15 protein-coding genes are annotated in these 21,057 nt (G+C 76.1%); 7 read left to right on the top strand and 8 right to left on the bottom strand.

Annotated features, from left to right (window positions below; translation table 11 throughout):
- Nucleotides 1-29: 29 nt before the first annotated feature.
- From OHB09_RS03210 to OHB09_RS03185, 6 genes are all read right to left on the bottom strand, one after another.
- Nucleotides 30-1,808 (bottom strand): alpha/beta hydrolase, encoded by a 1,779-nt coding sequence (locus OHB09_RS03210; RefSeq protein WP_328921581.1) that lies wholly within the window; start codon nt 1,806-1,808, stop codon nt 30-32.
- A 158-nt stretch (nt 1,809-1,966) separates the two neighbouring features.
- A complete protein-coding gene (locus tag OHB09_RS03205; RefSeq protein WP_328921580.1) occupies nt 1,967-3,154 on the bottom strand; it encodes an acyltransferase family protein in 1,188 nt (395 codons plus the stop codon).
- Nucleotides 3,155-3,350: 196 nt separating this feature from the next.
- A complete protein-coding gene (locus OHB09_RS03200; protein WP_234526490.1) occupies nt 3,351-4,931 on the bottom strand; it encodes an NAD(P)/FAD-dependent oxidoreductase in 1,581 nt (526 codons plus the stop codon).
- Complete coding sequence (locus OHB09_RS03195) at nt 4,928-5,638, bottom strand: class I SAM-dependent methyltransferase (protein WP_167795847.1); 711 nt, start codon at nt 5,636-5,638, stop codon at nt 4,928-4,930. Before OHB09_RS03195 ends, OHB09_RS03200 begins: the two co-directional genes overlap by 4 nt.
- A gap of 37 nt (nt 5,639-5,675) precedes the next feature.
- Nucleotides 5,676-6,899, bottom strand: coding sequence for a lycopene cyclase family protein (locus OHB09_RS03190; protein WP_319349828.1), 1,224 nt, complete (start codon nt 6,897-6,899; stop codon nt 5,676-5,678).
- Nucleotides 6,900-7,039: 140 nt separating this feature from the next.
- Complete coding sequence (locus OHB09_RS03185) at nt 7,040-7,660, bottom strand: sigma-70 family RNA polymerase sigma factor (protein ID WP_328921579.1); 621 nt, start codon at nt 7,658-7,660, stop codon at nt 7,040-7,042.
- Between the two features lie 273 nt (nt 7,661-7,933).
- Between OHB09_RS03185 and OHB09_RS03180 the strand changes: the two genes are divergently transcribed.
- Nucleotides 7,934-9,190, top strand: coding sequence for an NAD(P)/FAD-dependent oxidoreductase (locus tag OHB09_RS03180; RefSeq protein WP_234526482.1), 1,257 nt, complete (start codon nt 7,934-7,936; stop codon nt 9,188-9,190).
- A 91-nt stretch (nt 9,191-9,281) separates the two neighbouring features.
- Here the strand turns inward: OHB09_RS03180 and OHB09_RS03175 are convergent, their stop codons facing one another.
- Nucleotides 9,282-10,742 carry a cryptochrome/photolyase family protein gene (locus OHB09_RS03175; RefSeq protein ID WP_328921578.1) on the bottom strand — a complete coding sequence of 487 codons (1,461 nt, stop codon included), beginning with the start codon at nt 10,740-10,742 and terminating at the stop codon, nt 9,282-9,284.
- 58 nt (nt 10,743-10,800) lie between these two features.
- On the bottom strand, nt 10,801-12,408 hold the full coding sequence (locus tag OHB09_RS03170; RefSeq protein ID WP_328921577.1) for an SDR family oxidoreductase: 1,608 nt from the start codon (nt 12,406-12,408) through the stop codon (nt 10,801-10,803).
- Between the two features lie 352 nt (nt 12,409-12,760).
- Here OHB09_RS03170 and OHB09_RS03165 point away from each other — a divergent pair, with 352 nt between their 5' ends.
- The 6 genes from OHB09_RS03165 (at nt 12,761) to OHB09_RS03140 (ending at nt 20,644) form a co-directional block, all read left to right on the top strand.
- Entirely contained in the window at nt 12,761-14,971 is a 2,211-nt protein-coding gene (locus OHB09_RS03165) for an MMPL family transporter (protein ID WP_328921576.1), read from the top strand.
- Nucleotides 14,972-15,143: 172 nt separating this feature from the next.
- Nucleotides 15,144-16,706 carry a phytoene desaturase gene (locus OHB09_RS03160; protein WP_407077305.1) on the top strand — a complete coding sequence of 521 codons (1,563 nt, stop codon included), beginning with the start codon at nt 15,144-15,146 and terminating at the stop codon, nt 16,704-16,706.
- The gene (locus tag OHB09_RS03155) at nt 16,703-17,767 is read left to right on the top strand and encodes a phytoene/squalene synthase family protein (protein WP_006144573.1); all 1,065 of its coding nucleotides are present in this window, start codon (nt 16,703-16,705) and stop codon (nt 17,765-17,767) included. Before OHB09_RS03160 ends, OHB09_RS03155 begins: the two co-directional genes overlap by 4 nt.
- Nucleotides 17,764-18,804, top strand: a complete 1,041-nt coding sequence (locus OHB09_RS03150) for a DUF5914 domain-containing protein (RefSeq protein ID WP_006144574.1) — start codon at nt 17,764-17,766, stop codon at nt 18,802-18,804. The genes OHB09_RS03155 and OHB09_RS03150 overlap by 4 nt, the downstream gene beginning before the upstream one ends.
- Before the next feature lie 136 nt (nt 18,805-18,940).
- On the top strand, nt 18,941-19,108 hold the full coding sequence (locus OHB09_RS03145; RefSeq protein ID WP_006144577.1) for a hypothetical protein: 168 nt from the start codon (nt 18,941-18,943) through the stop codon (nt 19,106-19,108).
- A 150-nt stretch (nt 19,109-19,258) separates the two neighbouring features.
- A complete protein-coding gene (locus OHB09_RS03140; RefSeq protein ID WP_328921575.1) occupies nt 19,259-20,644 on the top strand; it encodes a phospholipase in 1,386 nt (461 codons plus the stop codon).
- Nucleotides 20,645-21,057: the final 413 nt, after the last annotated feature.

Raw genomic sequence — 21,057 nt, 5'->3', positions numbered from 1 at the left:
GTAAGCCGCCCGGGCGGCGGAAGGGGAGGTCAGCCGTCCCGCTCCGGTCCGCAGGAACTGCCGTCCGGGGGCAGGGTGCCGTACAGCAGGAAGGTGTCCACCCGGCGGTGGACGCACGGGGAGGAGGCGTAACCGGTGTGCCCCTCGCCCCTGTTGTCCAGCACCACGGCGGAGGGGCCGAGCCGCTCGGCGGTCTCCACCGTCCAGCGGTACGGGGTCGCGGGATCGCCCCGGGTCCCGACCAGCAGCATCCTCGGCGCGGGCACGTCGCGCACCCGCTCCCGCACGAAGTCGGTGCCCCTCGGGTGGCCGTAGCACATCAGCACCTCGGCCAGCCGGTAGCGGCCGAAGACCGGCGAGGCCTCCTCGTACCGGGCGCGCAGCCGGCCGAGGTCGCCGAGGACCTGGGCGGCGGTGCGCCGGTCGGGGTCGTCGGCGCAGTTGACGGCCATGAGGGCGGCCGGGAGGTTGTCGGCGGGCACGTCCTCGGGGTCCACGAGCCCGCCGTCGGCCCGGGCGGACCCGGCGGCGGGGGAGGGCCGGTTGCCGGGGGCGTCCTCCTGCTCCCGGCCGGAGCCGGTCAGGTCCGCGTACCCCGGCACCCGGCCGGGACGGGGCGGTTCCACGGCCGGGGGAGCCGCGGCACGGGGAGCCGCAGCGGGGGTGGCCGGCGTGCCGGGGCGGGCGGTCCGGGGCGGGACGACCGCGCCGCCGCCGGTGAAGCCCGTGAGCCGCCCCGCGTCGCCGCCCTGCGTCAGATCGGCCAGCGCCTGTTCCAGCGCCGGCCAGTACTGCTCGCTGTAGAGCCCCTGCCCGACGGCCGCCACCAGGTCCTGCCCGGTGAACCGGCCGCCGAAGTCGGCCGGCAGCGGGTCCTCGTCCAGCGAGCGCACGAGCCGCACCATCTGCTCCCGGGCCGCGCGGGCGTCCTGCCCGAACGGACAGGCCACGTCCTTCGCGCACCAGGCGAGGAAGTCCTCCAGTGCCCGCTGCTGCCCCGCCGCGCTCACCACCCCCTGCTCGGCCAGCGACTCGGTGAGGGTGTCGACACCGTCGAACACCATCCGACCGACCTTCTTCGGGAACTGGGCCGCGTACACCGCGCCGAGCCGGGTGCCGTAGGAGAAGCCGAGGTAGTTGAGCCGGTCGTCGCCCAGTGCCTGCCGCATGACGTCCAGGTCGCGGGCGGCGTCGACCGTGCCGATGTGGCGCAGCACCGGGCCGGAGCGGGCCACGCACTGGGCCGCCGCCGCCCGCAGTGTCTCCAGCGCGGCCCGGGGGTCCCGTTCGACGGCGCCGTCCTCGGTCGCCGCGAGCATCTGGTCGGTGCCCTCGCCGCAGCTCACGGGGGAGGAGCGGCCGACGCCGCGCGGGTCGAAGGTGACCACGTCGTAGCCGTCGGTCAGTCCCAGGAACTCCTTGCCACCCAGGGCCAGCTGGGGGACCCCCGGCCCTCCGGGGCCGCCGAAGTTCAGCAGCACCGAGCCCCGGGACCGGCCCGAGGCGCGGTAGCGGGCCATCGCCAGCTCCAGCGTGCCCTCGCCGGGCCGGGCGTAGTCGAGGGGCACGGTGACCTTGCCGCACTGCAGATCGGCGGGCATGCCCTCGCCCTCGCCCGCGCAGGCCGACCAGGTGACGCGCTGCCGGTAGAAGCGCGACAGATCGGGGACGGGGGCGGACGCGTGCGACGCGGCGGGTGCCGGGCCGGCGGCCCGCGCGGGGGGAGCACCGCCCGTGCCCAGCAGCGCGAGGGCCGTCGCCGCCACCGCCGTCGCGGCGGCCGTCCGGCGTCCGTACATCGGCAGCATGCGGCCTCCCGGTACGCCCGGCTGCGCGCCGGGGATCCCCCTGTTCGAGCCGTGCCCGCCCCGGGGCTCACCCTAGGGGGGCCGGGCTCGGGCCGCCTCCGGACGGCCGTGCGGAGGCGGCCCGGTGACGCGGTGGGGCGCGCGGACGGTCGGCGCGTTCAGCGCGTCGGCCGGGACGGTTCGGGGACGGTGGACTTCCTCCGCCGCTCCCGGCCGGTGTCCGCCGGACGGGCGACGAAGGCCCAGTCCATCCGGGGCTCGACGACGTACCGGAAGACCGCCCGCACCGGCGCCGAGCACAGCGCGGTGATCATGCCGACGGCGAGCGCGGTGACCGCCAGCTCACCGGCCGGGGTGTGCAGCCAGGGGTGGTCGTACCAGCCCCAGAAGCGCGAGGACTTGATCAGGAAGCCGTGCAGCAGATAGCCGTACATGGTGCCCGCGCCCAGGGTGGTGAACCACATCCGGCGGCCCGGCACCCAGGCGAGGAAACACGCCGTCAGCACCAGCGCGAGCAGGAACAGCGCGGGCGTGCTCAGCAGCCCCGCCCACGCGGGGGCGCCCTGGCCGGTGACCGAGCCACGGTGGTACAGCCAGCCCGAGTCGAAGGTCGGGGCCACCCGGTACGCCACCGCCAGGGCCGCCGCGGCCACGGGGAGCGCGAGGAGCCGCGTCCGGCGGGTGCGCAGCCGGGCGAAGTGCGCCGGGCGCAGGGTGAGGCCGAGGACGAAGTACGGCAGGAAGCCGAGGACGCGCTGTATCGACAGATCGCCCCCGAGGTCGGGGGAGCAGGCGGCGAGGATCGCGAGGCCGAGGGCGACGGGCAGCGGGTGGCGCAGCATCAGCCACAGCGGGGTGGTGAGCCGCCAGATGAACAGCGCGACCAGGAACCACATCACGTACCAGGGGTCCAGCAGGCTCAGCGGGTAACCTGGGTCGTCCCGCGCCCACCGGTAGAAGAGCGTGTACGCCGTCTCGAAGACGAGGTAGGGCACGACCACGCCGGTGACCAGCCGTTTGAGGCGGCCCGGCGCCATGTCGAAGCTCCGCGAGAAGTAGCCGGAGATCAGGGCGAACGCGGGCATGTGGAACGCGTAGACGGCGAGGTACAGGGCGTGGGCGGCCCGGCTGCCGTAGGTGAGGGGCTCCCAGGCGTGACCGCAGGCGACCAGCACGATGGTGAGGTACTTCGCGTTGTCGAAGAAGGGGTCGCGGCCCCGGGGGCCCGCCGGGCTCCGGGAGGAGGAGGCGTCCGGGCCGGCCTTCGCCGGCGCGGGCGAGGGTTGTGGGGCGGTTCGGGTGGGTACGGGTGGGGATGACTCGGGGGCCTTGGGGGTGTCGGGCACCGCATCTCCCGTGCGCGGGGACGTTGGACGGACCACTCGCGCCTGCCCCGCCGCACGCGCCCCACTCCTGACGCCGCGCGAGCCCGCCCCAATGGCGCAGCACGAGCGCCCGCTCGGCGGCGCCTCCCCTGCGGAACGACCCCGGCCCCGCGCGCGCCGGGCCGCCGTGCGGCGGCGGCCCGGCGCACGGGCGCCGTCAGCGTTCTCCCAGCCGGGCGAGCCCGCGCAGCAACGCGCCACGGCCCTGCCGCGGCACCGTCCACAGCGTCGGCCCGCGCACGCCCCAGCGTTCGAGCAGCGCGCCCGCGGCGAGGAAACCGGTGGTCGCGGCGCGTTCCATCAGGGCGACCGGCAGGCGGGTGCGCACCAGGTCACCGGCGAGCACCACCGTCGGGTCGGGGGTGCGCACGGTGGGCCGGCCCGCGTAACCGCCGACGGGGAACAGCGGGCAGTCGGCGCGCCACTCGTGCCGCGCGTCCACGATCCCGGCCTCCCGCGTCTCCGGATACACCTGGTGCAACTGCTCGACCAGCCGCCGCTGTTCACGCTCCCGCCCGGCCCCGGCGGAGGCTTCGGCGGTCGCCCCGTCCAGCGCGTAGGCGTGCAGTTCGACCACCGAGCCGCCGGTGCGCGCCGACCAGCGGGCCGCCTCGCCCTCCCACCGCTCCAGCACGCTGACGTTGTCCAGCGAACCGAAACCGCTCGTGCCGAGGAACCCCGGCCGCTCCGCCGCCACGGGCCGGTCCAGCCAGAGGCGGCTGACCAGGAACGGCGGCGCGGTCCGCAGCCGGGCGACGCCCGCCCGCCACTCCTCGGTGGCCAGCTTCGGCGAGCCCTCGACCACCGCCTTCAGCCCGCCGGTGTCCAGCGCCAGGACCAGCGCGTCGTACCGCGTCCGCGGAGTGCCGGACACGTGCAGCACGCACCCGCCGTCCGGCTCCGGGTCCACGCCCTCCACCGCCGTCCCCGTACGGATGTCCACGTCCAGGTCACCGAGGTGGCGGGCCAGCGGATCCCACAGGGCCGCGGGGAACGGCTCGCGGGGGACGTCGAAGAGGAGGCCCTCGCTGGAGCCGAGGAAGTAGATGTGGAACATCAGCACCATCTCGGCCGCCGACAGCTCGCCCGGGTCCGCGAAGAAGCTGCGCGAGAACACCTCGAACGCCAGGTGATGCGCGGCCGGCGGGAAGCGGACGGAGGCGAGGAAGTCGCGTGCGCTGACCCCGTCCAGCCGCTCGTACACCTCCGGCACCCGCACGTCCAGCAGGGGCAGCGCGGCCCGCGGCCGCATCCGCAGCAGGTCGCGGCCGCGGAAGGAGGGGCTGAGCGCGGCGAAGCCCAGCGCGCTCCACGGCGGGGTGCGCGGCACGTGCCGGAAGCCGTCGCGCAGGCCGTCGGCGTGCACGAGGGGGTAGTCCGGGAGACCGGTGAGCATGTCGAGCCCGGGGTCCGTCCGACGCAACAGGGCACGCAGGTTGTAGTACTGACGGAAGAACGCGTGGAAGCCGCGGCTCATGGTGACCCGGCTGCCGTCCGCCAGCGTCACCGGAGCGCCCGCCAACCGCCCGCCGAGCACCGGCTCGCGCTCGTACAGCGTGACGCGCACGCCCCGCTCGGCCAGCCCGGTCGCCGCCGCGAGGCCCGCGATGCCGCCGCCGACCACCGCGACCGAGGGGGCGTCACCGCTGACGCGGGGGCGGCCCGGCGCCGGGTCGATGCGGACCGCCCGGCGGTCCCGGCCGCGTCCCGGGGAGACGGCGCCCGCCGGGGGCCTCATGCGGGCACCCTGCCGGTGAAGGTGTACGTGATGCCCGTCTGCCAGCCCGGCAGCGGCAGCACCCGCACGTCCCGGAAGCCCGCCCGCGCGAGCCGCTGTCCGAACGCTCCCGCCGTGTCGAAGTCGACGACGCTGCGCCACAGATGGCGGTAGAGGGCCCCGTCGCCGAGGGCGTTGCCGAGCGGGGCGACGAACCCCCGGCACACGGCGTTCCAGACCAGCCGGTCCGCCCGCCGGCCGCTGAGCGCGTACTCGTGCACCACGAGCCGCCCGCCCGGTGCCAGCAGCCCGCGCAGGCCGGCGAGCACGGCGTCCGGGTCGGCCACGTTGCGCAGCAGGTACGCCGCGAACACCGCGTCGAAGGGGCCGCGCACCCCTTCCTCGGCCAGCCGTTCGGCACTGGCGTGCACGAAGGTGACGGGCGCCGCCCACGGCTTGCCGGCCGCGCGGGCCAGCATGCCCGCCGAGGCGTCCGCCGCCGTGACCTCGGCGCGCGGCAGCACGGCCCGCAGCGCCGCCGTCGAGGCGCCGGTGCCGCAGCCGACGTCGAGGACCCGCGCCCCGGCGCCGTCCCCGGGCAGTCCGAGGCGGCGGGCGGAGCGGCGCAGGTGGGCGTGGTAGCCCGGATTGAGGGCGACCAGCGTGTCGTACCGGGGCGCGGCCCGGTCGAAGGCGCCGGCCAGCGCCTCGTCGCGCAACAGTGTCATGGGGCAACTCCTGGACAAGGCAGTCGGGGCAGTCGGGTCAGTCGGGGCAGTCGGGTTTGCGAGGAGAGGTGGCGGCGGGGAACGGGCGGCGGGGCACCCGGGGCAGCTCGGCCGCCGAGCGCAGCATCGGGCGGACGGGGGCGTGAAGGCCGACGGCGAGGTCCTCGTACAGGCCGGTGCCGCCGTCGAGGAAGCGGAGCAGCCGCGCGGCCGGCACCCGCTCGAACAGGCGGCTGAAGAACTCCGCGCCGTCCACCCGCCCGGTGTCCAGCGCCCGCAGCAGCACGGCGTCCATCGCCCGCGACCGGGCCGAGTGCGCGGGCGGCGGCAGCGGGCGGCGGCCCGCGCGCACGGCGGCCGCGATCGCGCGGTTCTGCCGCTGCACGGCCGCGAAGGTGTACCCCGTCGACGGGCGGGTGGCGCCGCCCGCGGCGCCGACGCGGAAGACGGACTGGCCGGTGGCGCGCGCGAAGGGCGCGTCGGTCATCGGGATGACGCCGGACTCCGTCGCCACCACCTCCGACGGCCCCAGCCGCAGGACGTCCTGCGTGTACGCGCGCAACGCCGCCTCGTACTCCTCTCGGGACAGCACCGCGCGGGAGAACTCGGTGTACTCCACCAGGGCCTCGTGCGGCCCGGTCGGCAGCACGTATCCGAAGGCCAGTCCGTGCGCCGGGCGGGGCACGCGGAAGTCCATCAGCTCCACCACCCCCGGGTCGAACGCGGGACGGTCGGTCCGTACGAACCAGCCCCGGAAGTGCTGCAACAGGGTCGTCCGGGCGGCCGGCAGGGCGGCCGGCGGCCGTGAGTCGAACACCCAGCGGGTGCGGACGGAGACGGGGGCGCCCCCGGCGTCCGTGCCGAGGACCTCCGCGCCCCCGGGCACGCTCCGCACCTCCTCCACCGCCACCTCCCGCCGCCGCACCGCGGGCCGTCCGGCGAGCCGCCGGTCCACGAACTCCTCGAACGCGTCCGAGCGCAGCATCTTGTAGCGCAGCGGCGCGATCTCCCCGACCGTCGGCCGCCCCGTGGGGCCGTGCACCCGCAGCCGCTGCCAGGAGGCGGTGACCGCGCTGTCGTACGGGCCCGGGCCGCGCTCCCAGTAGCACCAGGTGCGCGGCGGCGGGCGCAGCGGGCCGGGGGGCGCGTCGAGCAGCAGCACCGAGGGGCGGACCGGCGCGGCGGACGGGGCGGACAGCAGGAGGGCGAGCGAGAGCCCGGCGGCCCCCGCCCCCACGATCACCACGTCCGCCTCGTCCACCGGAGTCCTCCTTCGCCCGCCACTCGCGCCGCCCGCCGTCAGTGATTCCGTCCGGGCACCGGCTCCGGATGCGCTGCGCCCCCCTCCCGAAGCGCGCACCCCCTCGCACGCCCCTCGCGCACGCCCTCGGCGCCGCCCGGTCACCGTCCTCGGACGCGGGACTCCTCCTCCCGCGGACTCTCCCGAGGACCGTCCCGCAGACCGCGCCGCAACTGGTGCAGGCCGCGTCGGGCGTGACTCTTGACCGTGCCGAGCGGCCAGCCGGTGCGCTCCGCGATCTGGGTCTGCGTCAGGTCCTCGAAGAACGCCAGCCGCAGCACCCGCTGCTGCGCGGGCGGCAGCCCCGCGAGCGCGTGCCCCACCAGCACCCGGTCCAGGACGGCCTCCGAGGGTTCATCGGCGTGACGGCCCGCCGCGAGGGGCGCGCCGGCGGAGGCGACGGAGGTCAGCAGATCCAGCCGCCGGGTCCGCGCGGACAGTGCGTCGGCGATCTTCCGCCGGGCGATTCCGACGATCCACCCCGCCATCGCCCCGCGCTCGGGACGGTAGCCGTGCCGCCCGCGCCACACGCCGAGGAACACCTGCTGGGTGACGTCCTCCGCCTCCCGCGCATCGCCCAGCGACCGCACGGCGAGGGCGTGCACCAGCGCCGACCAGCGGTGGTACACCGCCGCGAGGCAGGCCTCGTCGCCCTCGGCGAGGCCGCGGGCCAGCTCCTCCTCGCCCGGGCTGTCCTGGACGGCGGCCGGGGGTGCGGTCATGGGTGTCGGCTCCTCGTACGGCGGCGGTGCGCGGGCTGGGGTACCCGTCCCCGTGCCCGCCATTCTGGGAGCCAGACATGATCGACTCGCGCCGATTGCTCCGTGTGTGCACCGTGAGTGTCGCGGCACGTGTCGCCGCGGCCGGGCCCCGGACGCCCGGGAGCCCGTCCCGAGCCCGGTGAACTGCCCCCGGCCGCCGGGGTTCGCGCGGCGTATCCGTGGCACCCGGAGCCGCGGAGAGTGCGGTGCGCACGGAAGCCGAAGGAGACGCCCATGTCCGCGACCCCCAAGACCACGGACGTCCTGGTGGTGGGAGCCGGTGCGGCCGGGCTGGCCTGCGCCCGGGACCTCGCGGCCGCCGGCCGCTCCGTCCGCGTCCTGGAGGCCTCCGACGACGTCGGCGGCCGGATGCGCACCGACCGCGTCGACGGCTTCCTCGTCGACCGCGGCTTCCACGTCTTCAACACCTCCTACCCGCAGGTCAAGCAACGGCTGCGGCTGCGCGACCTGCGGCTGCGGCCCTTCACCCCCGGCGTGCTCGTGCACACCGACCGGGGCAGGCTGCGCCTGACCGACCCGAGCCGGGACCCCCGCTCCGTGGCCGGTCTGCTGCGCGGACGGCTCGCGGGACCCCGCGACCTGCTCGCGCTCGGCACCCTGTCGGCCCGCGACATGCTCGGCCCGCGGTCCCGCATCGAACGCGCCGAGGACCGCACCACCCGCACCGCGCTGGCCTCGGCCGGGTTCTCCGAGGAGTTCGTGGAGCGGTTCTTCAGGCCCTTCCTCTCCGGAATCTTCCTGGAGGACCGGCTGGAGACCTCCTCCCGGTTCTTCCACCTGGTCTGGCGCAGCATGCTGCGCGGCACGCTGTGCCTGCCCGCCGAGGGCATCGGCGCCGTACCCGAGGCGCTCGTGAAGGCGCTGCCCGCGGACAGCGTCCTGCTGGACACCGCCGTCGCCCTGCTCACCGACGAGGGAGTGCAGACCAACCACGGCGACGTGCTGCCCGCCCGGGCCGTGGTCGTCGCCACCGGCAAGGGACCGGCCTCGGCCCTGCTCCCGGGCCTCGACGTGCCCGCCGGGCGGATCGTGACGACGTACTACCACGTGGCCCCGCGCCCGCCGCTGGCCGAGCCCACCCTGCTCACCGACACCCACATGCGCTTCCTCAACACCTGCGTCGTCAGCGAGGTCGCGCCCACCTACGCGCCCCCCGGCCACGTCCTGATCGCCACCTCCGTGCTCGGCGAGGACACGCCCGAGGCGCGCAGGACGGTCACCGCGGCCCTCGAGGAGGTGTACGAGAGCGACACCGCGGGCTGGGACCTGCTCACCGCCCGCACGGTGCGCGACGCGCTCCCCGCGATGCCGCCGCCCCAGCCGCTGAGCCGCACCTCCCGGGTGGCCCCCGGCCGCTACGTGTGCGGCGACCACCGGGCCACCGGCTCCCTGGAGGGCGCACTGGCCTCCGGCGCCCGCGCCGCCCGCGAGGTGCTGGAGGACCTGCGCGCCCGGCGCGTGTGGCACTGAGGCCCGGCACCGGGGCAGGCCCCCGGGCGGCCACGCGCTCCGGATGCGCGCCCCGGTGCCCGGCTCGGCGGGCGGGCACGCGCCCCCGGGCTCAGGACCGCGCCCGGCGGAACCGCTCCAGCCCCTCCGCGAGGTCCACGACCCGTTCGGCGTAACCGCGGGCCGCCTCCCGGGCAGCGCCCCGCAACTTCCACGGCTCGTGCACCCCGGCCCCCGGCACCTCCGCCAGTTCCGGCACCCAACGGCGCACGTACGCCCCCTCGGGGTCGAACCGCCTGCCCTGCACCACCGGGTTGAGCACCCGGTTGGGGCGGCTGTCCGTGCCCGTCCCCGCCACCCACTGCCAGTTCATCTGGTTGTTGGCCAGGTCGCCGTCGACCAGCAGGTCCAGGAAGTGCCGGGCGCCGACCCGCCAGTCCACGTACAGCGTCTTGGCGAGGAAGCTCGCGGTCAGCAGCCGGCCCCGGTTGTGCATCCAGCCCTCGTGCCGCAGCTGGCGCATCGCCGCGTCGACGACCGGGTAGCCGGTGCGGCCCTCCCGCCACGCCTGAACCTCCTCGCACGCGGCCTTCTCGGTGCGCCACCGGTCGTGCCGGGTGCGGTAGTCCTCGTGCGCGGCGGCGGGCCGGGCCGCGAGCACCTGCCGGTGGAAGTCCCGCCAGGCGAGCTGCCGTACGAAGGCCTCGGCACCGGGACCGCCGAGACCGCCCGCCTCTCGCACCACCTCGACGGGGGAGAGGGTGCCGAAGTGCAGGTGCGGGGAGAGCCGGGAGGTCGCGTCACCGGCGAGGTCGTCGTGCCGGTCCTCGTACTCCCCGACATCCCCGACGACCCCGGCGCCCTTGCCGTCCCCGACGACCCCGGCGCCCTTGCCGTCCCCGACGTCCACGGCGCCCTTGCCGTCCCCGCTGCCGCCGCGCAGCCAGGCCGCGAGCCGCGCCCGCCCCTCCCGCTCGCCCCCGCGCGCGAGCCCCGGCGACAGGCCGGACAGCTCCCGGCGGTCGGGCGGCTCCTCCGAGCCGATGCCCTCCGGCACCGGCACCCTGCGGGGGGCGTCGAGGACGGGCCGGGTGCGCTGCTCCGACCAGCGCCGGAAGTAGGGGGTGAAGACGGCGAAGTGGTCCCGGCCGCCCGGCGTGACGGAGCCCGGTGCCCGCACCGTGGTGACCGTGTCGTGCACCACCAGCCGTCTGCCCACCGCCTCCAGCGCGGTGCGCAGCCGGTCCTCGCGCCGGTGGGCGTGGGCGCTCACGTCGGAGGCCATGTGGACCTCGCCCGCGTCCGCCTCGGCGGCCACCCGGCACACCTCCTCGACCAGGTCGCCCGAGCGCACCACCAGCCGGCCGCCGCGCTCGCGCAGCCCGGCGTCCAGGTCCCGCAGGCAGTCGGCGAGGAAGGCGAGGCGGTTGGGTACGGCGAACCCGGCGGCGTCCACCGCGCGGTCCCGCACGAACAGCGGCACCACGGTGGAGGTGCGGTCCAGGGCCGCGCGCAGCGGCGGATGGTCGTGCAGCCGCAGGTCGGCGGTGAACAGGACGACGGAGGTGTGCATACGGGACTCCGGAAGGAAGCGTGCGCGCGTCCTCGGTGGGGGACGGGTGCGCGGGGCGTCAGCGGGGGCGGGGGCGGCGGGAGCGGCGGGTGAGGGCCGGGAGCCGGTACCGCCGGCCCCGTCCTGCGGCCGGGCCCGGCCCGTGGCGCCCGTCGGGCGTGGCGCGGGCAGCCGCGCGGGCGATGTTGCGGGCCATGCCGCCGAACACCAGTGCGTGGAAGGGGGAGACACTCCACCAGTACAGATGGCCCAGCAGCCCGTGGGGATGGAACAGGGCGCGCTGGCGGTAGCGGGTGCGGCCCCTCTCATCGGCGTCGACGCGCATCTCCAGCCAGGCCAGGCCCGGCAGCCGCATCTCCGCGCGCAGCCGCAGCAGCCGGCCCGGCTCCAGCTCCTCCACCCGCCAGAAGTCCAGCGACTCGCCGACCCGCAGCCGGGCGGCGTCCCGTCGGCCCCGGCGCAGCCCGACCCCGCCGACGAGCCGGTCCAGCAGGCCCCGCACGGTCCAGGCGAGGGGGACGGAGTACCAGCCGTGCACCCCGCCGATGCCCTCCACCACCCGCCACAGCGCCTCGGGGGAGGCGGACACGACGCGTTCCCTGCGGTCGGTGTAGAGGCTGCCGCCCGCCCAGCCGGGGTCCGTGGGCAGCGGATCGCTGGGCGCGCCGGGGACCGAGGCGGAGGACCAGCGGGTGGCGACCTGCGCCTGGTGGATGCGGCGCAGGGCCAGCCGGACCGCCTCGTCGAAGCCGAGGAGCGGGCTCCCCTCCGGCAGATACCGTTCGATGTCGTGCTCCCGGCACACCACCTCGTGCCGCAGCGACTCGGTGAGCGGACGCGCGATGCCCGCGGGCACCGGGGTCACCAGCCCCACCCAGTGGCTGGACAGCCCGGGAGTGAGCACCGGCACCGGCAGGATCAGCCGGCGGGGCAGCCCGGCGATCCGCGCGTACCGCAGCATCATCTCCCGGTACGTCAGCACCTCGGGGCCGCCGAGGTCGAAGGTGCGGCTGACCTCCGCCGGCATCCGCCCGGCGGCGATCAGCGCCCGCAGCACGTCCCGCACCGCCACCGGCTGGACCCGGGTGTGCACCCAGCTCGGCGTGACCATCACCGGGAGCCGCTCGGTCAGATACCGCAGCATCTCGAACGAGGCCGAACCGGAGCCGATGATCACCGCGGCGCGCAGCGCGGCCGTGGGCACCCCGGAGTCGAGCAGGATCCGGCCCACCTCGGCCCGGGACCGCAGATGCGGCGAGAGTTCCCGCTCGGGCACCCCTGCGGGGGCGAGACCACCCAGGTACACCAGCCGCCGTACGTCCGCCGCGCGTGCCCGCTCCCCGAAGACGCGGGCCGCCTCCCGGTCGGTGCGCTCGAAGCCGGGGCCGGTGGTGAGCGCGTGCACGAGGTAGTAGGCGATGTCCACGCCCTCCATCGCCACGCCGAGGGAGGCCGGGTCGGTGACGTCGCCCTTCACCACCTCCACCTCGCCCGCCCAGGGATGGTCGCGGAGCCGGCCGGGTGACCGCGCCAGGGCCCGCACCCTGAAGCCCGCGGCGAGCAGTTCGGGGACCAGGCGGCCGCCGATGTACCCGGTGGCGCCGGTGACCAGGCAGAGGGGGCCGGACCCGCCCGCGTCCGCGCCCCCGCCGTTCGCCGTGCTCATGCCCGTCGGCTCCTTCCGTCGGCGGGTCTCGCAGCCCCCGCCGTACCGGCGGGGGAGCCGTCCCACCCCTCGCATCCTTCCGCCGCGCGGCACCGGGCGGATGCGGGGTTGGGCCGATCGCGTGGTGTCGGCGCGGGACTCCGGGACCGGCCCCTCGGCGCCGTTCACCGGTCGCCCGGGGGGACCGGCCGCCGACGGGCGCGGATCATCACCCCGCCGCGCGCGCATCCGGGGGCGGCTAGGGGGCAGAAGAGACAACGTCCGGAACCGCCGGATGTGCGCCGTCCGCTCCAGCCGTTCCCGGCAGGCCGTGACAGGCCACGGCTCGTCCCACCGAAATGCCCGGAGAGCGATGTCACCCGCCGCGCGGCGCGCCCGCCGTCTCGTCCCCGTCCTCCTGATCGTCCTGGTCTGGCTCTGTCTCGGTGGGATCCTCGGCCCCTTCGCCGGCCGGCTCGGCGAGGTCGCCACCAACGACCAGGCCGCCTTCCTGCCGCGCAGCGCCGAGTCCACCGAGGTGATCGAGGAGCAGAAGGCGTTCAAGCAGCGGGAGTCGCTGCCCGTGATCGTCGTGTGGACCGCCGAGGACGGCGGCACGGTCGCCTCCCGGCGTGGCGAGGCCACCCGCGCCCTCGCCACGCTCACCGACGCGCCGGGCCTGGCCGGACGCACCTCGCCCGCCGTCCTCTCCTCCGACAAGGAGGCACTCCAGGGCGTCGTACCGCTGCGGCCCGACCTCGGCGACAGCCTGTCCCCGACGCTGGACCGGGTGCGGGAGGCCGCCGACCGGGTCCCCGGCACCACGGTCCGGCTCGCCGGACCCGCCGCCACCCAGGCCGACCTCTCCGACGCCTTCTCCGGCATCGACGGGCTGCTGCTCGGCGTCGCCCTGATCACCGTCCTCGTCATCCTGCTGCTCGTCTACCGCAGCGTGCTGCTGCCCCTGCTGATCATCCTCGGCGCGGTGTTCGCGCTCGGGGTGGCCTGCGCGATCGTCTACGTGCTCGCCGACCACGGGGTGGTCCGGGTGGACGGCCAGGTGCAGGGCATCCTCTCCATCCTCGTCATCGGCGCCGCCACCGACTACGCGCTGCTGCTCACCGCCCGCTTCCGGGAGGAACTCGGCGCCCGCGAGGACCGGTTCGCCGCCGCGCGGGCCGCCCTGCGGCGCTCCTGGAGCACGATCGCCGCCAGCGCCGCGACCGTCGCCCTCGGACTGCTCGCCCTGCTGCTCAGCGATCTGACGAACAACCGGGCGCTCGGCCCCGTCGGCGCCGTCGGCATCGTCTGCGCCGTGCTCAGCACCCTGACCTTCCTGCCCGCCGTCCTCGCGCTCCTCGGCCGCGCCGCCTTCTGGCCCGCGAAGCCGAAGGCGCACCGCGAGAGGGGAACCGCGAACGGCTCCGGCAAGGACACCGCATCCGACACCGGGCAGGACTCCGGGCAGGACTCCCGGCAGGACTCCGGGCCGGACTCCCGGCAGGAGGAGGGCGGTGTCGGCGGCCAAGGGCTGTGGCCGCGGGTCGCCCGTCTGGTGGACCGGGCCCCGCGCCGGGTCTGGGCCTTCACCCTCGTCGCGCTCCTCGCCTGCGCCGCCTTCGCACCGACCCTCTCCTCCAAGGGAGTTCCGCTCGACGAGACCTTCGTCAACGACGCGCCCTCCGTCGCCGCCCAGCAGACACTCGGACAGCACTTCCCCGGCGGCTCCGGCAACCCCGCCGTGATCATCGCCGAGGCCGACCGGTACGAGGAGGTCCTCGCCGCCGCACGCGACACCCGCGGCGTCGACTCGGCCGCCGGGGTGAGCGACTCGGGCCGGCCCGGCGGGAAACCGCAGGAGGTCGACGGCCGGGTGCGGATCGACGCCACGCTCGCGGGCCCCGCCGACGGCGAGGCCGCCCAGAACACCGTCGCCCGGCTCCGCGAGGCCGTCCACGCCGTGCCGGACGCGGACGCGCTCGTCGGCGGCTACACCGCCCAGCGCTACGACACCCTGCGCACCGCCGAGCACGACCGCACCCTCATCGTGCCGGTGGTCCTCGCCATCATCCTCGTCATCCTCATGGGGCTGCTGCGCTCCCTGGTGATGCCGGTGCTGCTGGTCGCCACCGTCGCGCTCAGCTTCCTCGCCACGCTCGGCGTGTCCTCCCTGGTCTTCACGCACGTCTTCGGCTTCACCGGCACCGACCCGTCCGTACCGCTGTACGGCTTCGTGTTCCTGGTGGCCCTCGGCGTGGACTACAACATCTTCCTGATGTCCCGGGCCCGCGAGGAGACCCTCCGCTTCGGCGTACGGCAGGGCGTGCTGCGCGCCCTCGTCGCGACCGGCGGGGTCATCACCTCCGCCGGTGTGGTGCTGGCCGCGACCTTCGCCGCGCTCGGCGTCATCCCGCTCGCCTTCCTCGTCCAGGTGGCCTTCATCGTGGCCTTCGGCGTACTCCTGGACACGCTCGCCGTGCGCTCCCTGCTGGTCCCCGCGCTCGTCCGCGACGCGGGACCGCGCGCCTGGTGGCCGGCCCGCTTCGGCGGATCGGCGGAACGTGAGGACCGTACGCATCCATGACCGCCCCCCGCACGGAAACCCCTGCAGACCCCAGCCCGCCTCCGCCCCCAGCGGAAGGAACCCAGATGCGCACCCAAGGCCCGGACCGTCCCACGGCACGACCGTGCCCCCCACCCCTGGAGGTCCGCCCGCCCCACCCGTCCTCCGCGGGCCCGGCCGCCGGAGCCCTCCGGTGAGCGCCACCGTGCGCACCGTGCGGGGACGGACCGACCACGTGGTCGTCGTCGGCGCCGGACTCGCCGGGCTGTCCGCCGCGCTCCACCTGCTCGGCGCCGGACGCCGGGTGACGCTCGTGGAGCGGGAGGAGGGACCCGGCGGCCGCGCCGGACGGCTGGAGCGCGGCGGATACCGCTTCGACACCGGGCCCACCGTGCTGACCATGCCCGACCTCGCCGAGGCCGCCTTCGCCGCCGTCGGCGACAGCATGCGCGAGCGGCTCGACCTGATCCCGCTCCACCCCGCGTACCACGCACGCTTCGCCGACGGCAGCGCGCTCGACGTGCACACCGACCCGGAGGCGATGGAGGCCGAGGTCGAACGCTTCGCAGGACCGGGCGAGGCGGCCGGCTACCGGCGGCTGCGCCACTGGCTGGAGCGGCTCTACCACGCCCAGATGGGGCGGTTCATCGACACCAACTTCGACTCCCCGCTGCAACTCGCGCACCCCGACCTCGCCCGGCTCGCCGCCCTCGGCGGCTTCGGCCGGCTCGACGCCCGCATCGGCTCCTTCCTGAGCGACGAACGGCTGCGCCGCGTCTTCTCCTTCCAGGCCCTGTACGCCGGCGTCCCGCCCGCCCGGGCGCTCGCCGCCTACGCCGTCATCGCCTACATGGACACCGTCGCCGGGGTGTACTTCCCGCGCGGCGGCATGCACGCCCTGCCCCGCGCCATGGCGGAGGCCGCCGCCGACGCCGGAGCCGACCTGCGGTACGGACACACCGTCACCGGCCTGGAGCGCAGCGGCGACCGCGTCACCGCCGTCCGCACCGACCGGGACCGCATCGCCTGCGACGCCGTCGTCCTCACCCCCGACCTGCCGGTCACCTACCGGCTCCTCGGCCGTGCTCCCCGGCGGCCCGTACGGCTGCGGCACGCGCCCTCCGCCGTCGTCCTGCACACCGGGACCGACCGCACCTGGCCCCACCTCGGCCACCACACCCTCTCCTTCGGCCACGCCTGGGAGGGCACCTTCCGTCAGATCACCCGCACCGGAGAGCTGATGTCCGACCCCTCCCTGCTGATCACCCGGCCCACCGCCACCGACCCCGCGCTCGCGCCGGCCGGACGGCACGTCCACTACGTGCTCGCCCCCTGCCCCAACACCGACATCGGCCCCTCGGCCGGCGAATGGACCGACCTCGCTCCGCGCTACCGCGACCGGCTCCTGACCACGCTCGAACGCCGGGGTCTGGAGGGGCTCGGCGCCGCCATCGAAGAGGAGTGCCTGGTCACCCCGGCCGACTGGACGGCGGACGGACACGCGGCCGGCACCCCGTTCTCCGCCGCGCACACCTTCGCCCAGACGGGGCCCTTCCGCCCCCGCAACCTGGTCCGCGGCACCGACAACGCGGTCCTCGCCGGCTGCGGGACGACCCCCGGCGTCGGCGTCCCGACGGTCCTCGTCTCCGGACGCCTGGCCGCCGAGCGCATCACGGGCCCCGCCCCCGCGCGCGGCGCGGGCCGTCCCGCCGCCCGCCGGCGTCCGCGCCCCGCCGCTCAGGGGACCACCCCGTGACCCGGCAGGAGCTGGACGCGGCCGGCATCACCGACCCCGCGCTGCGCGCCGCCTACACCGCCTGCCGGCAGCTCAACGCCCGGCACGGACGGACGTACTTCCTCGCCACCCGGCTGCTGCCCGCCGCGCGCAGGCCCGCCGTGCACGCGCTGTACGGCTTCGCCCGCTGGGCCGACGACCTCGTCGACCTGCCCGAGGAGACCGCCGGCCCCGAGGGCAGCGCGGTCGCCCTCGACCGGCTCGAACGGCGCCTGGTGGACGGGCTGCGCCACGGCGACAGCGAGGAGCCGGTGGTCCGGGCCCTCGCCGACACCGCCGAGCGCTACGCCATCGACCACCGGCACTTCATCGACTTCATGGCGTCCATGCGCGCCGACCTGACCGTCACCGACTACCCCACCTACGAGGACCTGCGCGGCTACATGCACGGCTCCGCCGCGGTCATCGGACTGCAGATGGTGCCCGTCCTCGGCACCGTCGCCCCGCGCGAGGAGGCCGAACCGTACGCCGCCGCGCTCGGCCTCGCCTTCCAGCTCACCAACTTCCTGCGCGACGTGGGCGAGGACCTCGACCGGGGCCGGATCTACCTCCCCGCCGACCTCCTGGCCGCCCACGGGGTCGACCGCGAACTGCTGCGCTGGAGCAGGGACACCGGCCGCCACGACCCCCGCATCACCACCGCGCTGCGCGCCGCCGAGAACCTCACCCGGGGCGTCTACCGGCAGGCTGTGCCAGGACTCGCCCTGCTCGACCCCGTGGCCCGGCCCTGCATCAGGACCGCCTGCGTGCTCTACGGCGGCATCCTCGACGCCGTCGCCGAGGACGGCCACTCCGTGCTGCACCGGCGCGCGGTCGTGCCCCGGCGCCGCCGGCTCGCGGTGGCCGTCGACGGCCTGGCCCGCGTGACCGGCGCCCGCCTGCACGCCCGCCGCACCGCCCGGGGCGGCACCCCGGCGCCCCACGGCCCCGCGGTGCCCGGCACCGCACCGCACGCCGCGCGGCTCCAGGAGCCCCACGAATCCCGAGAGCCCCGAGAGCCGAAGGAGAGGGAGACCGTATGACCTCCGCACCGGGCGGCCGGAACCGTCCGCGCCGCAGCGACCTGTCCGCCCGGCTTCCCCTGCGGCTGCGCCGCCACGCCCCGGCCTGGGCGGCCCAGCGGCCGACCTGGCGGGAGGCCAGACCCGCCCTGATCTCCGGCCTGTCGAAGCGGGCGCTGGCCCGTCCGGCCGGCAACTGGTTCGTGGTCGGCGCCTCCCGCGACGTCCCCGCCGACCGCCCCCTCGCCCGTACCGTCGCCGGACAGGAGGTGGTCCTGTGGCGCGATGCCGAGGGCACCCTCGTGGGCGGCCCCGGCATCTGCCCGCACCTCGGCGCACCCCTGCGCGAGGGCCCCGTCCGCTGCGGCACCCTCATGTGCCGCTGGCACGGGCTGGCCCTGGACGGCACCGCCCGGGCGGGCTGGCAGCCGTACCCGGTGCACGACGACGGCATCCTGGTCTGGGTGCGGCTGGACGAGGCCGGCGGCGAGGACCCGCTGCCCGCCCCGCTCGTGCCGCCGCGCCCCGGGACCGCGGGCGCCCTCGATGCCGTGCACGTCGCCTTCGGCACCTGCGAGCCGGAGGACGTCGTCGCCAACCGGCTCGACCCCTGGCACGGCGCCTGGTTCCATCCCTACTCGTTCGTCGACCTCACCGTCGTCTCCGTGCCCGACCCCGGGCGCGAGGACGGCGAGGACACCCTGGTCGTGGACGTGGCGTTCAAGGTGACGGGCCGGCTCGTCGTGCCGGTCCGCGCCGAGTTCACCGCGCCAGGACCCCGCACCGTCGTCATGCGCATCACCGAGGGGGAGGGGCGGGGCTCCGTCGTCGAGACGCACGCCACGCCGCTCGGCACGGACGGCCGGGGCCGCCCGCGCACCGCCGTCGTCGAGGCCGTCGTCGCCGTCTCCGAACGGCGCGGCTTCGCCCTCGCCCGCGGGGCCGCCCCCGTCGTACGGCCCCTGATGCGTGCCGCCTCCGGCCGGCTGTGGCGCGACGACCTCGCCTACGCGGAGCGCCGCTGGGAACTGCGCAGCACCGGCCGCTTCCCCGGCTGAGGCACCCTCACCGCGCCGCGGCCGCCGCCGGCCGAAGACCTCGCGAGCCGCACATGTACAGGCGGAACCGGGGCAAGCGCATGACAACGACGGTGAACGGCACGAAACGGAAGTCGAATCGGAGGTGGCATCCGCGATGAGCGCGAAGGTGCTGGAGTATTTCCCCGCAGGGGCCCCGCGTGGATCGTGGCCGGCGGAGGAGTTCGCCGCGCAGCGCCGCGCCGAGGGCGAGGCGGCGACCGTGGTGATGGACCTCGAACGGGACGCGTTCCTCGTGGTGGTCCCGGCGGCGGAGGACGAGTAGGAACGCCGGCCCCGGGCCGGGCCGGCGAGAACGGGGCAGGGGGAAGGGGCGTCCGTACCACTGACGGACGCCCCTTCCGCGTGCTGTCATGTACCTGATTCAGGTAAGCGACTCGTCCTGTCACGCACCGCCCCGCCGAAGGGCTCTGCCATGCCGACCCCCCGCACCCTCGCACTCGCCGCGAGCACCGGCGCCGCCGCACTGGCCGCGCTGCTCACCGCCCCCGCGCCCGCCGCCTCCCTGCCCGCCGAAGCCGTACCGCCCGCCGGGACCTACTACGTCCAGAGCGCCATCACCGGACTCGCCGCCGCCGACGCCTCCGGCGCCGTCGAACAGCACGATCCCCGGGGCGACGAGGACCACCAGCAGTGGACCCTGCGCGCCCAGGGCTCCTCGTACGTACTGGAGAACACCGACACCGCGGGCAGTTGCCTCGGCCGCGCGGGCGACCTGGCGAGAACCCTCGCCTGCGGGAGCGCCGACGCCGCCTGGGAGATCGCCCCGGCCGGCGAGGACCGCTACACCCTGAAGGCCCCCGGCGCCGAGCGGTACCTCACCGTCACCCCCAAGCCCGCCGGCGCCACCCACCCCGCCGCGCTCGCCGTGGGCGCCCCCGGCGACCTCGCCACCTGGTACCTCACCCCGGTCGCCTCACCGACCCACCCCATGCCGCCCGCCGACCAGCGCACCCTGGACCAGGTCACCTTCCTCACCGCCCACAACGCCTACGCCAACGGGGTCGACGGCGGCTTCGCCCCGCCCTTCGTCAACCTCCTGCCCAACCAGAACCGCGGCATCGACCAGCAACTCGCCGACGGCGTCCGGGGGTTCATGCTTGACCTGCACCAGACGCCCGACGGCGCGATCCTCTGCCACGACAGCTGCACCCTGGTCAGCCGGCCGGTCGCCCTCTGGGTGGACCTGCAGCGCATGGTCGACTACCTCGCCGCCCACCGCGACCAGTTCGTCACCGTCTTCATGGAGGACTACGTCGACCCCGGCGTCCTGCGCGCCGAACTCGCCCGCGTCCGCGGCCTGTCCGACGTGCTCTACCGGCCCGACCGGACGGGCGTCCGGCAGAACGGCTGGCCCCGCATGGCCGACCTGATCGCCGCCGACCAGCGGCTGCTGCTGTTCACCGACCACAGCCGCGCCGCCGACGAGTCCGCCGGACTCACCCGGGACAGCTTCGGGGTGATGTACCAGCGGGAGTGGACCGTGGAGAACTACTGGTCCATGGGCTCGGGCGTCGGCTCCTCCGACTGGTCCTGCTACAGCCGGTGGTACGACGCCACCACCACGCTCCCGCTGCCCCGCACCGAACCCGGCTTCCGCCCCCTGTTCGTCATGAACCACTTCCGCGACGCAACGATCACCTCCACGGCCCGCACCGACAACACCAAACTCGCCGACCGCGCCCGCCGCTTCTGCCAGCCCGCCGCCCGCAAGAAGCCGACGTACCTGGCCGTGGACCGCTACGACCTCGGCGACCCGGCAGCCGCGGTCACCACCCTGAACACGTACGTCTATCCCTGACCTTCAGTGCCCCCGGGACCACGAACTCCCGGGGGGCACTTTGCCGCCCCCGCCCCACCCAGGGGCACAGGGGAACCGCGCGCTCGGCCCCCACCCGCCGACACCCGCCATCGCACCGCATCCCCGAGCCCCGAGGCGCCCGGCGCGGACACCAGGCGGCACCCTGTCACTCCCGCCCGCCCGTCCCACCCAGGGGTGCGGGGAACCGCGCGCCCGGCCCCCACCCGCCGGCACCGCCATCGCGCCGCATCCCCGAGCCCCGAGGCGCCCGGCGCGGACACCAGGCGGCACCCTGTCACTCCCGCCCGCCCGTCCCACCCAGGGGTGCGGGGAACCGCGCGCCCGGCCCCCACTCACCCGCACCCGCCATCGCACCGCTCACCCGCCCACGCCCCCCGGCAGGGGCTCCGCTC

This window comes from Streptomyces griseoaurantiacus, assembly GCF_036189845.1.
Classification (GTDB): domain Bacteria; phylum Actinomycetota; class Actinomycetes; order Streptomycetales; family Streptomycetaceae; genus Streptomyces; species Streptomyces griseoaurantiacus.
The sequence above is the reverse complement of the archived record's forward strand: the minus strand, read 5'-3'. Positions and strand labels throughout refer to the sequence as shown.